This window comes from Kushneria halocnemicola, assembly GCF_965650455.1.
Taxonomy (GTDB): Bacteria; Pseudomonadota; Gammaproteobacteria; order Pseudomonadales; family Halomonadaceae; genus Kushneria.
Genome location: NZ_OZ287968.1, coordinates 1,428,699 through 1,443,241, shown reverse-complemented (window position 1 = coordinate 1,443,241; position 14,543 = coordinate 1,428,699). Strand labels below are relative to the sequence as shown.

The window sequence follows — 14,543 nt, the reverse complement described above, 5'->3', positions numbered from 1 at the left end:
GCCCGGCAATGCCGGGCTTCTCTATCGAGAAATCGCAGATTGAACGATGGCCAGCGCTTCGAGCTGATCAATAAAGGGTCGGGCGGTTTCCATGAAGTCGGCTTCGTCGCCAGCATCGCGGATCGCGGCTTTTCCCGCGAGGCGAATGCGACGCACATCCTGCAGCAGTTCCTGCACCCGCGCGGCGGCCTCGGCGATCTGCTGCGCTGCGGCCTCGGCTGTCAGCCCCTCGGCGACGGCATAGCTCCGGATAGCCTCGGGCACTTCTGCGTCGGGATGCGCGCGGTAGTCGGCGAGTGCCTGGGCGACCAGCTGATACTCGGCATCCAGATACTGCCCGACGGATCGGTCGGAGGCGCGAACGCGGTCGGCGGTGGCGTCGATCCAGTCGATGGCGCTACGGCGGTGCTCAGCGACCGGCATATCATCATCCGCTGCCGGCGATGCATTGCTCGTGAACGTCCCCCGCCGCTCGTCGTAGGTATCGCCGATGTCGCCTTCGTTGGAGACAATCCAGCCGTTTTCTCGGGCCATGCTTTCTGTTGCCGCTAAAATGTTAACGACGACACCGTCTTCGATCACCAGCGCCGATACAGTCTTTTCATTGTCTACAGTTGCCATACTCGGACCCTCCCGCCTGCGCCTGCAAAGCCCTCGTGATCGTCGCCGTCAGCCACAAATATTGTCGGCGATCCAGCACCACCCGGATACTGACCATCGGCGTTTCGACCACCATTGCCCCCGTTCAAAGAACTTCCTGCGTTGCCAAACGTAGGGACTCCGTCGCTATCAAGATACACGGCAGCGCTACCAGCCCCGCCCATCACAGCGTCGCCGGCGTCAAGCACAACGGCTTCTATGACCGGGTTTGAAGTCGTTCCTGTATTCCTGACCATTGCGTTTCCGCCACCGCCTGAGCCATAACCACTTTGCGCTGGTGGCAGCAGCATTTTTATATCGATAAGTGTCAGATTTTCAAAGGTCGCTCGATCCCCATTACCGGGATCGCGCACTGCGTATTTTATCGCCCCTGCTTCTCCGCCACCGCCTTCGCCGCTGTAATGCCCCGCCCATTTGTTCGTATTGTTACTCCATATGACGTTGCCGGGCTTGCCGCCATTGGCCCTGAGTCTGTCAAACCTGCTGCTTCCGCCAGAGGCACCCGTATAACCACCAGTACCTTTATTTTTTGCAGCATGTTCTGGTGTTACCGTCCTGCGAGCGCCGCCACCGCCGACGTAGACCCATAATTCATCGGGCAATTCATCAGCTCGAAAAATACCGAAACAATAATCGCCGCCCCCGGAGCCGCCGCCCGTACAGGCTTGCTGGCGAGCGAGGTCGACGATGCTGACGTTTCCGCTCGCGCCGCCGCCAATCAGCTCAACAATGACCAGCTTGGCTTTTGGATTCTTTTGCCAGCGCGTTGTCGTGCTGTACTCATCGAACTGCAACAGCTCGGCACGTTCGACCACGTCGCCGACCGCCTCCTCTATTGCCGCTCTCATTCCTTGCAGGTGCGGCACCCGATCAGTCCGCTTGCCTTCACGGGCTTCATCAGCGGTGCCAAGTTGCATGAATCCGGGCAGTTTGGTGGTGGCCAGCGGGTGGTTCCGGCTTTTGGCGTGCGCCTCGATGCTGTCGTCGACGTATTTTCGAGAGGCCATGACCACGGCGGGGTCGATCTTGAGCGTGACCGCGCCGGTGTCGGTGACTTCCATCACAAAGCGGATGGTTTGCGTGCGGCTCGACCCTTCGGAGAGCTGGGGCTTGTAGGTCTCGGGATAGTTGCCGTAAGCGACCAGATTGTCGTCGGTGTCATAGAGGCCGACCTCGCGGATTGTCCAGCCGCCGACATCGGGCGGTAGTACCTGCTCGACGATGATCCAGTTGGGGTTATCCGGGTCGGTGGTGATCTGGTTGATCGGGCCGCGTCGCACTTCGTTGACCAGGCGCGTGACCGAGGCGTCGGGCGAGGGCAGGCTGCCGCCGCCGTCACCGATGGCCATGTTGGCAATGTTCAGGGGCTCGCTATAGGCGATGGCGTTGGATATCAGCCCCTGACCGATCTTCGTCGGCAGTGTGAAAAACTGACTCATGGGCGTTCACTCGTGGGGTAGATGGTGGTGACGTCGAATGCCTCGACCGTGGCGCCGAGATAGACCGGGCCACGCGAGGCGATGAATTCGGGGGCGTAGGGGTAGACCGTGGTGGTGTCACCGCCGTAGGCGGCCATGCCGATGTAGAGCGGCCCGCGCGTCTCGCCGAGCAGATCCAGCCCGATGATGTGGCGCGTCAGGGGTTTGGCGTCATACACCAGCCGGGTCAGCTCGGTGTACATCTCGTCGGTGATGCCGGCATCCAGCACACCGATGCGCAGGGCGAACGTGCCCGGTTCACCCTCGGGCGCCATTTGCCACCATTCCTCCACCTCCAGCAGATAGCCGAGCGGCTCAACGACGCGGCGCAGGGCGCTGATCGTGCCCTTGTGGGCGTGGACGTAGAACGCGGATCGAACAACGCCCCGCTTGGCGCTCTCGCTCCATGTCGTATCCCATCGGTCGACCGAAAATGCCCATGCCAGATAGGGCAGCAGGTGTAGAGGGCAATCATCGGGGCTCATGAGCGTGCGCAGCGGTACCGGCACGCGCTCCAGATCTGCCAGCGCGTCGGCAGCGAGGCGCTCCAGATCGGTGCTATTGGGCGGCAGCAGCTTACTCATCGTTTCCACCAAGCGTCAGGGTGACGCCGGTGCAGTGCGATGCCTGGCTGTCATCGAGCACGACATCGGCGGCTGGGCTGATCAGCTCAACGCGCTGGACGCCCTCGACGTGTAGGGCGGCATAGACCGCTGACAGACGGATATCGCGCCCGAGCCGGCGCTGCTCGGCGACATAGGCCGCCGCCTTGGCGCGCGATGCGGCCAGTATTGGCTCCTGCTCGGGGCCGGGGTAGAGATAGAGCGTGGCTTCGATGGCGTAGTCGACGATAGTGGCCGACTGGACGGTGAGCCGGTCGCCGACCGGGCGCACGTACTCGGCAGACAATGCGGCCTCGACGATGTCGAGCAGAACCGGCGTGGCCTCGCCGGTGCCGAGCTGCGACAGCACGGTGACAACTGCCACGCAGGGGCTGGGGCTGACGGCGGTGGCATCGGCCACCCGGCCATCAGCCGAGAGGGCGTGGAACACGTAAGCGCCAGTCGGGCCGGCGACGCTCAGACCCTCGAACGCCCGCTGTGCGCGCAGCCGCAGACGGGTGTCGCTCTCATACGTCGGCGGCACCGGCGGCACGGCATCGGGATCGCCGGGGTCGATCATCAGGCGCTCGACGTTGAAATTGGCGGCGAGCTGATCGAGATCCGCGCCGGTGGCGAATGCCAGCATGTTGGCGCGGGCGGCCTCGTTGACGCGCTGGCGCAGCACGCGCTCGCGCCAGACGCTTTCCTGCAGCAGCTTGTTGAGCGGTTCGGATTCGAGCGCCAGTTTGGCTCTGACATCGGCGCGCTCGTCTTCCGGGTAAAGCGCGATCAGATGTTCCTTGCGCTCGGCGAGCAGGGCCTCCTCATCGATGACCTCGACGATGGCCGGCGCGGGCAGCCGGGATAGATCAATGGGGCTACTCATGCATCACCTCGCAGCGGGACGGTCATGTCGATGTTTTCCCCGGTGTCGAGGCGCCGGGCCGTGATCGTCAGCAGCAGGCGCCCGGGACGATCAGTGTCGACGGTGCGCTGCACCTGCATGACGCGCAGGCGCGGCTCCCATTTCATAAGCGCCACGACCGTGGCCGAGTAGGCGCGCAGGGCGGTGGCGCCGGTCAGCGGCTGGTCGATGAGATCCGGCAGCAGGCTGCCGTATTCGCGACGCATGACGCGCGAGCCAATCGGGGTCGTGAGAATGTCGCCGACGCTTTGGCGGATATGCTCGTCGCCGGATAGCGGCGCGCCGGTGGTGCGATCCATGCCGCTCATGCCGGTGACCCCGAGGTATCCGATCCGGATTTAACGCCGGTCGTTTTGTGATTGACCAGGCTGATGCCGGAGGCGACAACATCGATGGGCGTGGTGATCTGGCCGGTAACGTGCAGGGTGCCGGTGATGGTGACGCCCTTTGGTGCGGTAACGGCCGCCGAGCCGGGCAGATCCGCGCGCAGGTGGCTGGCCGCGTGGTCGTACTCGATCACGGCGCCGTCGGGCATGTTCCAGCGGGTCAGTTTCGGGTCATCGGTCGGGGCCGGATGGGCGTTGCTGTTGATGGCGCCCAGCACCACGGCCCCGGCCAGCTCGCCGCCGGGGGCGAGCAGCAGCACCTGCTCGCCAGCGGTCGGTGGGTTCCATGTGCGGGTTTGCCCGGCGCGGGCCTCGCACCACGGCAGCCAATCGGTCAGCAGCTCGCCGGTGCTGACGCGCACGCGCCCCGGGCGCGGTGGCTCGGCCATGGCGTCACCGTGATCGATCTCGGCAACGGTGCCGAGTCGGATCAGGTTCTGCATGAGGCGGGCGATTTCGACGGGGTGCATCGGTGCTCCGGATGATAGTGGCTATGAAACTATCGTCCGTAATAATCAGCACTGATGCGATCAGTGAGCGTTGTAAAATCACTTTTTACTACAAGTTACCAGTGAAAAATAAGGTCTATGAACTGAGGGAAAGCCAAAAGTGAAATTAAAAATAGAAGTAAGCAGAAGGCGTTAACAGATATTTCTGTTCTATGGCTGTCGGCCAGTTTGGCAAAGGCTTGTGCTGCAAAAATAAGTATAGGGAATAGTGATGCAGAATATTTATTTTCAGAGCCAGCATATAGTTGAGCTGACAACATAAGAAGAGCTATAACTAGTACTATGCAGGCTCCCATTATGCAAATATATTTGATGCAGGGGGGAGTGGCCTCTTTTACTTTGCTTTTAATAGCTTCTAACTCTATTTCTTTTCCTTTGTTTTTGATGGCTTCCAATCCTGCTTCTTTTTCTATGATGGCAAGTTCTGTTTTTTTTGTATCTTTTTTTATTTTTGCCAATTCAATTTCATGCTTACGTACTTCATCGTTCTTTAATTTTTTGGAGTTAAAAAATCCCATGAGAGGATCGACCCTTATCAGTATTTTGGCCCTTAGGAAATTAGCATGAGTCAGAATTCTTGTATCTGAGAAAAAAGACCACACAAATCGTTAAGGTATGTTTTATCAGAAGCGGTATTTGTTAGGAATGCCTAATCGAGATGATGCATCAACGAGTCGCGCAGCAAGGTACGGTCTTGGTCGGTAAAGCCCAGCAGCTCGCGCTGCTCGTACTGGACGCGCGGGCCGTTGATCGCGACGCGGTCGCGCAGACCAAACTGGTGCGTTTTTGCGATGCTGGCCACCTGCCCGAAAAAGCCGACCTCGGCACCGCTGGCACTGGTGCGCACGCGCAAATATTTAGCGGTGCGCAGCTTGCCGAACATGGCCTTTCTTCTGATGGCGCCCTGCTGGTCCTGACTCTTGCGCGGGGCGTAGCGGGTGCCGTCGGTGTTGCGCTGGGTTTTGATGCGTTCGCGCTGCGAGCGGCGCAGGTCGGTGGCGACCACGCGGGCCAGCCGACGGCGTTCTTTCGCGTTGAGCTTTGCCAGCAGGGGCGCGGCCCAATCTTCGAGGCGTTCGATATTGTCAGCCATGCCCGTCTCCTTTTGGCCCGTCCCACTCGGCGACCAGCTCATAGGCGCTGCCGGTGCTGTCGTCCTTGATCAGCAGCTGCCAGCGCTCGGCGGGGCACTGCTCGGTGTCAACGCGGGGCATCCGGTGGTGGGCGTGGATCTGGCCGGTGGTGCAGTCACGCTTTGCGACGACGCGCTCGGTGATCTGGACGCGCAGGGCGAGATCGACGGCGCTGTTGTTGAGGATCTCGGCCTCGAATTTGACTGCCTCGGCGGGTACCAGATCGGGCTGGTAGACGCCGAGCCAGTCGAGCAGCGGGATCATGACGGTGTCGATGTCATCAGCGAAATCGGTCAGCACTATCTGCGCGGTAAACGTGTAGCCGTGGGAGAGGTTCGGCCCCGGCGCAAATTCGATGGCGCCGTCCTCGACGAACGTCAGCAGCTGATCGGGATCGCGCTGCAGATGGGGCACGGCGTCGATCAGGTGCTGGCGCAGGGCAGTCAGCTTTTTCACTGGATGGCCTCCTGACAGGCGATGATGGCGTCGACTTCGGCGGCGCACATCGCCCAAGCGGTCTCGGTGCGTTCGAGCTGCAGGTGCAGATCGCCGTTATTGGTTGGGTGGCTTGCCGGCAGGGTGCAGGGCGTCGGCGTTGCGCACTGATTGGTGATAATCGTCGGCGCCGGTGACGGCGGGGCGCTGGCGCAGCCGGATAACAGTGTCAGGCAGGCGAGTGTCGGCCCAATTTTTCGTGTCGGTGTCATCGCGCTGGGTCTCTTTGATCTGTTCGAGTCGGTCGGAGGCGGTGCTGGCCAGCTCGGTCTGCTGTTCGGCGAGTGCCCGGCGCTGGGATTCGAGGCGCCGGGCGTTTTGCCAGAGCGCTTCGATCACCACCTGCCGGCGCTGGTTTTCCTGTTCGGCGCTGTCGCGCTCGAGCGCGATCCGGTCGGCGCGCTCAGTCGCGGCATTGCCGCGCTGCCAGAGCGCCCAGCCGCCGAGCGTGAGGCCGGTGATCAGAACGCCGGTGATGATGAGGCGATTCATACGTCCTGCACCGCATAGCGCAGGTTTTCGGCCACGCGACGCGACCAGCCGCGCCCGAACGATTCCCACGTTGAAAGCCGGGTATAAAACGCCTGCCGTTCAGCATTGAGCAGCACGATCAGGGCCAGCGGGTCACGGTTGTTGATGGCTGCGAGGGTGACGGGGCCGACGATGCCGTCATCAGCGACGCCGGCAGCGCGCTGCAGCATGCGGATGGCGTTGCCGATGCCACTGTTTACCGCGACATCGAACAGCTGATAACCGATGGCGCCGTCGTACTGATCGCAGCGGGCGCGCAGCCAGTACGCGGTCAGGTAGATCTCGCGGGCGCGGTCACGGCTCAGGTCGCGCATGTCGCCGCGATAGCCGACCTCGCGGGCAGTGCGCTGGGTAATACCCCATTTGGTGGCGCCGCCGGGATCAGACGGGTGATTGACGTAGCCGCCTTCATGGCCGATCAGGCGCTCGAATGCTTTTTCGAATGTCATGCGTTGACCCTTACGATGTGGGCGACGTTGCCGCGTGCGCGGTAGATCAGCACGGCGCAGACGGCGAGCAGAATCACGAACGACCAGCTGATCGGCAGGGCGATATAGCGCCCGGCGAGGATCTGGATGGCGAGGGTGCCGCTACCCACAAACAGCCCGTAGGCGAGCCACGAAATACGCCGGCGGTACCGGGCGCCCCGGCGGCGGTAGGTGAGTAGCCGACCGCAGATGGCCAGTGAAATCAGCAGGGCGCAGATGGTGGGCAGTTGATCGGGCTGCACCATCATCCAGGCGTAGTTGTCAGGCAGTGGCAGCAGGAAAAACGAGGTCATTTTCGGCCTCCCGGGAACAGTCGGCTGATGTCCAGATTCTTGACGCCCTCGATGACGCGCAGCGAGAACGTGACGACGGCCACAGCGGTGAGAAACGCGGGCAGAGCGGTGGTCTCCCAGCTGGGGTAGAAATGCCAGGCCAGCGTCGGGCCGACGAGATACCCCATCAAAATTGAGATCAGCAGATAGATCAGGCGCTCGAGGATCGAGAGTTCGCGCGCGCTGACGACGAACAGCGAGGCGCCGGCGAACGCGCCGATCAGGGCGCTGACGTCCAGCCCGATCATGAAACTGGCCAGCGTTAATCCGGTAGTCCCGGCGGCGACGGTGGTGGTGGATGGTTCGGCCATAGTGGTCTCGGCTCAGTCCCAGAGCTGCACGCGGGCGCGGCTCGGTTGTGTGTTGATGTCCGGCAGCGTGACAGCGGTCCCCATGGGCAAAATCGGGCCGAGGTCGCAGAGACCGGGGTTGGTGGCAAACACGCGCTCGATGACGCCGTCGGTGCGCCCGTAATGCCGGTAACAGATGTGGTCGAGGGTGTCGTTTTGTTGGGCGTGCACGGTGCGGGCCATCAGATCAGCTCCACGGTTACATGCGGTCGATCCATGATCTCGCTGATCGCCCAGGACGCGTCGCGGCGATAGCTCTCGCCGGCGTACTCCTGCAGATCGCCTCGGTCGCGGGTACTTGCCGTGGCGTCATAGTCGCGATATGCCTCGACGATGACAGCATGGGCCGTGGCGTAGACGGCGCGGCGGTAGAGGGCGAGATAGATGCCGGGCGGCTGCCAGCTGGGTTCGGGCACGTCCTGCACCTGCTGATGGCCGGCATCGATCTGCCGGGCCTGCCAGTCGCGCAGCACGCGATTGACGGTTGCCATGGCGGTGAGCAGGGCATCTTGTACGCGGGGCGGCGTGACCGTGCCGTCGATGCGGCGGGCGTCGCGGAATTCGGCGGGGTTGATGGTCGGCCAAAATCCGTTGTTCTGGATGGATTCGGCGGCGCGGGCGCTGTCGTTGCCGGTCGGGGCGAAACTGCTCATGGCGGCACCTCGGTTTTCGTCCCGTAATACAGGGGGTGGACGGTGAGGCGGCGATGGGCACATGGCCCTGCGTTCTCACCGTGCCCCCTGGACGTCGCGGGTCGACTCGGTATCAGCCCTGCGGGCTGGTGTTGGTTTGCGGTTCCGGCTGCTCCGACTGGCTCGGTTCTTCCGCCTGCTTTTTGAGCGCTTTCTCGATGCGCTCGATGTCCTTTTTCACGCCGGCGCGGTCGTTAAGTTCAAAGGCGCGCTGGTAGTGGGTCAGGGCATCTGGCATATCGCCGCGGGCGCGGTGGCCGTTGCCGAGTGACTTGTGCAGCTTGGCGCGGATCTGGTCGTGCATGTCGCGACCGTCGATCAGTTCATTGATCTCGACGAGGGCATCCAGCATCGAGTCATCGTCATCGCCCAGGGCGAGCGCTTGATCGGCGGATTCCTCGGCGAGGATCGCGGCGGTGGAGCGCTGGAACTGCTCGCCCGGGTCGAGCTGGTGCTGCATGGCGTAGCGAGCAATCGGCAGGGCGCCGGTGATGTCGCCCACGTCGATGCGCCAGAGCATGACGCGCATCAGCACCTCGTCCTCGGCACCACGCCCGGCATCGAGCACGCCGTCGATGTACTCGGCGTAGTTGGGCAGGATCTCGCGCTTGATCTCCACCTTGCGCTCGACCGACTGGACGCTTTTCAGGCGGCGGTAGTCTTCCCACAGCTGCGCCTGCATGAGGTGGTAGGCGTCGCCCTGCATGACCTGATCGCCGGCATCCGCCGCCGCTTGCGCGGCGGTGATGCGCTCGTAGTGTTGTCGCAGCGAGCTGACCATGGTTATGCCCCGGTGGTGTCGTCAGCGGTTGCCGGCGCGTCGGCGTCTTCGAACGTGATGCCCTCGAGCAGGCAGCCGAATCCGTAATCCTCGATGACGTAGGCGTCGTTGCTGGATTCGTAGTTCTCGACGCGCTTGCGCTCGGGCTTGTCTTTCAGATAGCGACGGCGCGAACCTTCCTGCCAGTAGATCGACAGGTTTTCCATCGAGGTGATGAATACCGTGCCGTCAGGCATGAACGGTGCCTGCAGGGCGTTCAGACCGCCCATACGTTTCTGGGCCATGATCATGTCGAGGGCGAGTGATTCGGTCGGCTTTTCATGCTCGTTGATTTTGGGCAGGTATTTCTCGGTCATCAGCGAGCGCCCGACGATGGCGACCAGATCGGTGCTGTCGCGGTACCAGGGTTCGATCAGCGAATTGACGGCTTCATAGATCAGGGCGTCGATATTCTGGAACTCGTGGCCCCTGCCCAGCGTCGTGCCGTTGATGACGCGGGCGGCGGCGTGAGCGCGATACTGCTGCAGCCAGCCGATGTTGACGTCCTGCAGCAGCGGGTTTTTCGCGCGGTCGGTTTGGCGATCGGCGCGGGTACCGTTGAACCCGATCATCATGCGATCCAGCGCCTGCTGCCGGATGATGGCGTCGCGCACGCGGGCCTGAAAATCGGGGAATTTTGCCCAGGCATCGAGCTTGGCCCACGGCAGGGCCGTGTCGAACTCGGTCGATTCACAGCGGTAGTCGTGTTTTTCCAGCCCGGTGGGGTCGATGGGGTTACGGTCGCGCTGGCTGACATCGGTACGTCCGGCGATAGGGGTGGTGATACCCAGCTCGAGCTTTTCGCCGACCAGATCACGCACGCCGGTCATGTTGACGCGGGTCAGGAACTGGCTGGATTCCTGAATCTTGGTTTCGAGCGTCTGCTGCACGCTCGGGTCGATGTCGAACGATGAGAACGCGTTTTCGGCACCGTTGAGCGATGCGAGACGCTGGGCGTACTGGTTGAACTGTTTGCGGGTCGTTGTGCGCATGTAGGCGTCTCTTAGCAGTCGGTTTCGATGGAGCCGTTGCCGCCGGTGGCCGGCGTGCGGGACTGGTGGCGCGGGGTGTAATCGAGCTGATTGCGCAGCTCATCGTGAGCAGCCCGGAGCTGGTCGTGCTGTGTTTTCAGTTCGTTGAACTGATCGGCGCTGGGGCGCTTTTCCAGCTCGGTGCGCAGGTCGGCGTTTTCAGCGACGAACAGGGCCATGGTCTGCTCGAGGTCATCGCGTAGGGCGGTGAAATCACTGCCGGTCTGCTCGCGCTGGCGCTTGAACATCGCCTTGACGCGCTCGGAAAGAGACGGGCCTTTGCTGTGCTCGGGCTCGGGGTCGTCGATACCGGTGGTGAAATCGACCTCGACCGCCTCGCTGAACAGATTTTCGGGGCGCCGTTTGCGACCGGTCAGCGGCGAATCCTTCCCGGCGCCGGCGCTGAACTGCAGCATTTGAGTGCCGAGACTGGCTGGCGAGTCGGTGACGGCCAGCCCCATCAGATACGCCTCGCCGGTATCCGAAAAATCCGGATCAACTTCCATCGACGTGTAGACCTTCTGACGCTGCTTGTTCATGGCCTTCAGTTCGTCGGTCGGGTCGAGATCGGCGAATAGCTGCAGTTTGCCGTCGTCGCTTTCCTCGGTTTTCAGCCCCACGACATCGCCGTACGCCTTGAAGGGGCTATCCGGCAGGATGCCCTTGATGTGTTCGAGGTTGATGCGGCAGCCGTATTTCTCAGGGTTGAAATTGGCGGCCATCTGTTCGAGCCATTTGCGTTCGATCTTGCGACCGTCGGTGGTGGCGCCTTCCGTTGCGATGCGATGCCAGGGCATTGAGTAATCCTCGGGGAACTTTACGGGCACTGTATGGGCGTCAGGTTCCGCGCTCATCGCTGCCGGCTCAACGCGCGGGCGTTGTAAAAGCAGGCGTTACAAGGCGTGCCCCGATATAGGCCCTCGGCTGGTCGGTACGCTGTCTGCATTTACAGTGCCGGACGCGACATGACTGCTAACCCCCTGAATCCCGCTGAAATCGACGCGACGCTGGACAGCCCGGACGCCGCGAAACTGGCCGCGCGCCATCTGTACTGGATGGGCTGGCGCGTTGGCCGCATTGCCGAGTTTTTGAACCTCTCCCCGAACACGGTCAGCAGCTGGAAAGCCCGAGATGAATGGGACAAGGCCACGCCGACCCAGCGCGTCGAAGGTGCGCTCGAGGCGCGTCTGGTGATGCTGATCAGCAAGGAGACAAAGGAGGGGCGCGACTTCAAGGAGATCGACCTGCTCGGTCGGCAGATCGAGCGGCTGGCTCGGGTTCACAAGTTCGAGAGCACGGGAAAAGAGGGCGACCTCAATCCGAACATCGAGCGGCGCAACGCCGGTGAGAAAAAGAAGCCGGCGCGCAACGATGTAGGCGACGAGGGCGTGATCCAGATCGTCGAAGCGTTCGAGGCGTCGCTGTTCGAGTACCAGCGCCACTGGTACCGGGCCGGCCAGCATGAGCGCATCCGCAATCTGCTCAAGTCCCGCCAGATCGGCGCGACGTGGTTCTTTGCTCGCGAGGCCATCGCCGATGCGGTGGAGACCGGCAAAAACAAGATTTTCATGAGCGCCAGCAAGGCGCAGGCGCACATTTTCCGCAACTACATTGTGCAGTTCGTGAAGGAGACGACTGGCGTGGAGCTAAAAGGCGACCCGATTGTGCTGGCCAACGGGGCCGAGCTGCACTTCCTCGGCACCAATGCCAAAACCGCGCAGGGCTACCACGGCGACACGTACCTGGATGAGTATTTCTGGATCGGGGGCTTCGAGCAGTTCCGCAAGGTCACATCCGGCATGGCGATGCACAAGAAGTGGCGGCAGACGTATTTCAGCACGCCGTCATCGGTGGCCCATGAGGCGTACCCGTTCTGGACCGGGGAACGGTTCAACAAGCGGCAGAAAAAGGCCGATCGGGTCGAGATCGATGTGAGCCATGCGGCGCTGGCCAACGGTGCCCGGTGTGCCGATGGCCAGTGGCGCCAGATCGTGACGATCAAGGATGCGATGGCCGGCGGCTGCGACCTGTTCGATGTCGATCAGCTGCGCCTTGAATACAGCGATGACGAGTTCGCCAACCTGCTGATGTGCGAGTTCGTCGACGACTCGCAGAGCGCGTTCCCGATGATGTCGATGCAACGCTGCATGGTGGATTCATGGGATATCTGGCGTGACTGGAAGCCTTTCGCGCAGCGCCCGTTCGGCGATCAGCCGGTGTGGATCGGTTATGACCCGGCAGGTGAGGGCGAGGGGAGCGATGGCGCCGGGCTGGTCGTGCTGGCCCCGGCCAAAAACCGCAACGATCGGCACCGGATACTCGAGCAGCACCGGCTCAAGGGGCATGACTATGAAGCGCAGGCCGAGTTCATCCGCGAGGTCAGCCGCCGCTATAACGTCCAGTACATCGGCATTGATACCAACGGGATGGGCGACGCCGTGGCGCAGCTGGTCGCGAAATGGTTCCCCCGCGTCACCCGTCACCGCTACACCCCCGACAGCAAGAGCGCACTGGTTCGCCAGGCGCAGCACATCATTGATCGCGGGCGCCTGGAGTTCGACGCGCGCGACACGATCATCGCGCAGTCGTTTACCGCGATTCGCCGCGAGCTGACCGCGAGCGGTCGGCAGTTCACTTATGCCGCTGGCCGCAATGGCCAGACCGGCCACGCCGACTTGGCGTGGGCCACTATGCACGCCCTAAGCAATGAGCCCATCGACGTACTCGCCGAGGGCGAGCGCGGTGGCTCGATCATGGAGATGTCGTAATGACCGCAGAGACCGCCAAACCACGGCAGCGCATGTATGCGCAGTTCGAGCAGACCGCCGCCCCGGCACCCGCGCCCGCCCAGGCCAAACCCGAGGCGTTCACGTTTGGCGAGCCGGTGCCCGTGACCGATCTTGCCGATTTTCTGTATACCGGCTGCTGGATGGCCAATGCCCGGTGGTATGAGCCGCCGGTCGATCTGGCCGCGCTGGCCAAAATGTACCGGGCGACGGCACATCATGGGTCCGGCCTGCAGGTGAAACGCAACATCCTGACGCGATCATTCGTGCCGCACCCGTTGCTGGGCCGGCAGGCGTTTCGCGAGCTGGTCACGGATTATCTGGTGTTCGGCAATGCGTATATCGAACGGGTCTATGGCCGGCTGGGACGTCTGATCGGGCTGCGCCCGGCGCGGGCCAAATATGTGCGACGTGGCACCGAGTCGGGGCAATTCTGGTGGGTGAGCAACTGGCAGCAGCCGGTCGAGTTCGAGCGTGATTCGATGATTCATCTGATCGAGCCGGATATCAACCAAGAGATCTATGGCGTGCCGGATTACATGGGCGCGCTGCAGTCGATCATGCTGAATGAAAACGCCACGCTGTTCCGCCGGCGCTACTATCTCAACGGCAGTCATGCGGGCTTCGTGATGTACGTCAGCGATGCGGCTCAGAATCAGGAGGACATCGATTCCATGCGCGATGCGTTGAAGAACAGCAAAGGGGTCGGGAATTTTCGAAACCTGTTTCTGCACTCGCCCAATGGCAAAAAGGATGGCGTGCAGATCATCCCGATCTCGGAGGTCGCGGCGAAAGATGAGTTCGCGGGGATCAAGAATATCACTCGCGATGACACGCTGGCCGGCCACCGGGTACCGCCGCAGCTGATGGGGATCATCCCGAACAACACGGGCGGGTTTGGAGACATTGAGAAAGCCGCGCGCGTTTTCGTTGCCAACGAACTGGACCCGCTGCAGTCGGTGTTCCTGGAGATCAACGACATCATCGGGCAGGAGGTGGTGAGGTTCAGGCCCTATGAGCTGGGCGGGAAGGAGCAGCAGGGCGATCCGGTCATGTGACCAGCAGCGTCTCGATCATCAGCCGCCCGATGGGCGGCTTTTTTGTGTCCTCTCAACTGAGATTGTCTGGTCAGTTTACACCGCTCACACGCCGTCGACTCCCCGCCCCGCCTGCGCGCTAAATGGGACAGTTTTATTGCGCCCTTGCAGCCACACTATACTCAGACGCTGTGCGGGTTATGCGGTGGTTTCTGCCACTGCTTTTCTATTGCGATTCCTTGCGTTTCAAACGTGCTTGGAAGCGCCGAGGATGAGCAGGTGGGGCAT

The 14,543-nt window shown here is 62.1% G+C and carries 20 protein-coding genes and 1 pseudogene; 2 read left to right on the top strand and 19 right to left on the bottom strand.

Annotation, left to right across the window (positions count from 1 at the left end):
• Positions 1-21: 21 nt before the first annotated feature.
• From ACS92L_RS06580 to ACS92L_RS06490, 19 genes and pseudogenes are all read right to left on the bottom strand, one after another.
• A complete protein-coding gene (locus ACS92L_RS06580) occupies positions 22-621 on the bottom strand; it encodes a hypothetical protein (RefSeq protein WP_438767906.1) in 600 nt (199 codons plus the stop codon).
• On the bottom strand, positions 609-2,099 hold the full coding sequence (locus ACS92L_RS06575) for a phage tail protein (RefSeq protein WP_438767904.1): 1,491 nt from the start codon (positions 2,097-2,099) through the stop codon (positions 609-611). The genes ACS92L_RS06580 and ACS92L_RS06575 overlap by 13 nt, the downstream gene beginning before the upstream one ends.
• A complete protein-coding gene (locus ACS92L_RS06570; protein ID WP_438767902.1) occupies positions 2,096-2,722 on the bottom strand; it encodes a phage tail protein I in 627 nt (208 codons plus the stop codon). The genes ACS92L_RS06575 and ACS92L_RS06570 overlap by 4 nt, the downstream gene beginning before the upstream one ends.
• A complete protein-coding gene (locus ACS92L_RS06565) occupies positions 2,715-3,626 on the bottom strand; it encodes a baseplate J/gp47 family protein (protein WP_438767901.1) in 912 nt (303 codons plus the stop codon). Before ACS92L_RS06565 ends, ACS92L_RS06570 begins: the two co-directional genes overlap by 8 nt.
• Entirely contained in the window at positions 3,623-3,973 is a 351-nt protein-coding gene (locus tag ACS92L_RS06560) for a GPW/gp25 family protein (RefSeq protein ID WP_438767899.1), read from the bottom strand. The genes ACS92L_RS06565 and ACS92L_RS06560 overlap by 4 nt, the downstream gene beginning before the upstream one ends.
• A complete protein-coding gene (locus ACS92L_RS06555) occupies positions 3,970-4,521 on the bottom strand; it encodes a phage baseplate assembly protein V (RefSeq protein ID WP_438767897.1) in 552 nt (183 codons plus the stop codon). Before ACS92L_RS06555 ends, ACS92L_RS06560 begins: the two co-directional genes overlap by 4 nt.
• Before the next feature lie 95 nt (positions 4,522-4,616).
• Positions 4,617-5,078 carry a hypothetical protein gene (locus tag ACS92L_RS06550; RefSeq protein WP_438767896.1) on the bottom strand — a complete coding sequence of 154 codons (462 nt, stop codon included), beginning with the start codon at positions 5,076-5,078 and terminating at the stop codon, positions 4,617-4,619.
• Between the two features lie 131 nt (positions 5,079-5,209).
• A complete protein-coding gene (locus ACS92L_RS06545; protein WP_438767894.1) occupies positions 5,210-5,653 on the bottom strand; it encodes a phage virion morphogenesis protein in 444 nt (147 codons plus the stop codon).
• Positions 5,646-6,149 (bottom strand): phage tail protein, encoded by a 504-nt coding sequence (locus ACS92L_RS06540; RefSeq protein ID WP_438767893.1) that lies wholly within the window; start codon positions 6,147-6,149, stop codon positions 5,646-5,648. Before ACS92L_RS06540 ends, ACS92L_RS06545 begins: the two co-directional genes overlap by 8 nt.
• Entirely contained in the window at positions 6,146-6,400 is a 255-nt protein-coding gene (gene lysC / locus ACS92L_RS06535) for an Rz1-like lysis system protein LysC (protein WP_438767891.1), read from the bottom strand. The genes ACS92L_RS06540 and lysC overlap by 4 nt, the downstream gene beginning before the upstream one ends.
• Positions 6,324-6,680: pseudogene (locus ACS92L_RS06530) on the bottom strand (hypothetical protein); the annotation flags it as partial. The pseudogene ACS92L_RS06530 and the gene lysC, both read right to left, overlap by 77 nt.
• Positions 6,677-7,168 (bottom strand): glycoside hydrolase family 108 protein, encoded by a 492-nt coding sequence (locus tag ACS92L_RS06525; RefSeq protein WP_438767889.1) that lies wholly within the window; start codon positions 7,166-7,168, stop codon positions 6,677-6,679. The gene ACS92L_RS06525 and the pseudogene ACS92L_RS06530, both read right to left, overlap by 4 nt.
• On the bottom strand, positions 7,165-7,500 hold the full coding sequence (locus ACS92L_RS06520; protein ID WP_438767888.1) for a phage holin family protein: 336 nt from the start codon (positions 7,498-7,500) through the stop codon (positions 7,165-7,167). The genes ACS92L_RS06525 and ACS92L_RS06520 overlap by 4 nt, the downstream gene beginning before the upstream one ends.
• Positions 7,497-7,850, bottom strand: a complete 354-nt coding sequence (locus tag ACS92L_RS06515; RefSeq protein WP_438767886.1) for a putative holin — start codon at positions 7,848-7,850, stop codon at positions 7,497-7,499. The genes ACS92L_RS06520 and ACS92L_RS06515 overlap by 4 nt, the downstream gene beginning before the upstream one ends.
• A 12-nt stretch (positions 7,851-7,862) precedes the next feature.
• On the bottom strand, positions 7,863-8,072 hold the full coding sequence (locus ACS92L_RS06510; protein WP_438767885.1) for a tail protein X: 210 nt from the start codon (positions 8,070-8,072) through the stop codon (positions 7,863-7,865).
• Positions 8,072-8,542, bottom strand: coding sequence for a head completion/stabilization protein (locus ACS92L_RS06505; protein ID WP_438767882.1), 471 nt, complete (start codon positions 8,540-8,542; stop codon positions 8,072-8,074). The genes ACS92L_RS06510 and ACS92L_RS06505 overlap by 1 nt, the downstream gene beginning before the upstream one ends.
• A 112-nt stretch (positions 8,543-8,654) precedes the next feature.
• On the bottom strand, positions 8,655-9,362 hold the full coding sequence (gpM, locus tag ACS92L_RS06500; protein WP_438767880.1) for a phage terminase small subunit: 708 nt from the start codon (positions 9,360-9,362) through the stop codon (positions 8,655-8,657).
• A 2-nt stretch (positions 9,363-9,364) separates the two neighbouring features.
• Positions 9,365-10,393, bottom strand: coding sequence for a phage major capsid protein, P2 family (locus tag ACS92L_RS06495; RefSeq protein WP_438767879.1), 1,029 nt, complete (start codon positions 10,391-10,393; stop codon positions 9,365-9,367).
• 11 nt (positions 10,394-10,404) lie between these two features.
• Positions 10,405-11,229, bottom strand: coding sequence for a GPO family capsid scaffolding protein (locus ACS92L_RS06490; protein WP_438767878.1), 825 nt, complete (start codon positions 11,227-11,229; stop codon positions 10,405-10,407).
• A 168-nt stretch (positions 11,230-11,397) separates the two neighbouring features.
• Between ACS92L_RS06490 and ACS92L_RS06485 the strand changes: the two genes are divergently transcribed.
• Both ACS92L_RS06485 and ACS92L_RS06480 read left to right on the top strand, forming a co-directional pair.
• Complete coding sequence (locus ACS92L_RS06485) at positions 11,398-13,200, top strand: terminase large subunit domain-containing protein (protein WP_438767876.1); 1,803 nt, start codon at positions 11,398-11,400, stop codon at positions 13,198-13,200.
• Positions 13,200-14,276, top strand: coding sequence for a phage portal protein (locus ACS92L_RS06480; RefSeq protein ID WP_438767875.1), 1,077 nt, complete (start codon positions 13,200-13,202; stop codon positions 14,274-14,276). The genes ACS92L_RS06485 and ACS92L_RS06480 overlap by 1 nt, the downstream gene beginning before the upstream one ends.
• Positions 14,277-14,543 lie beyond the last annotated feature (267 nt).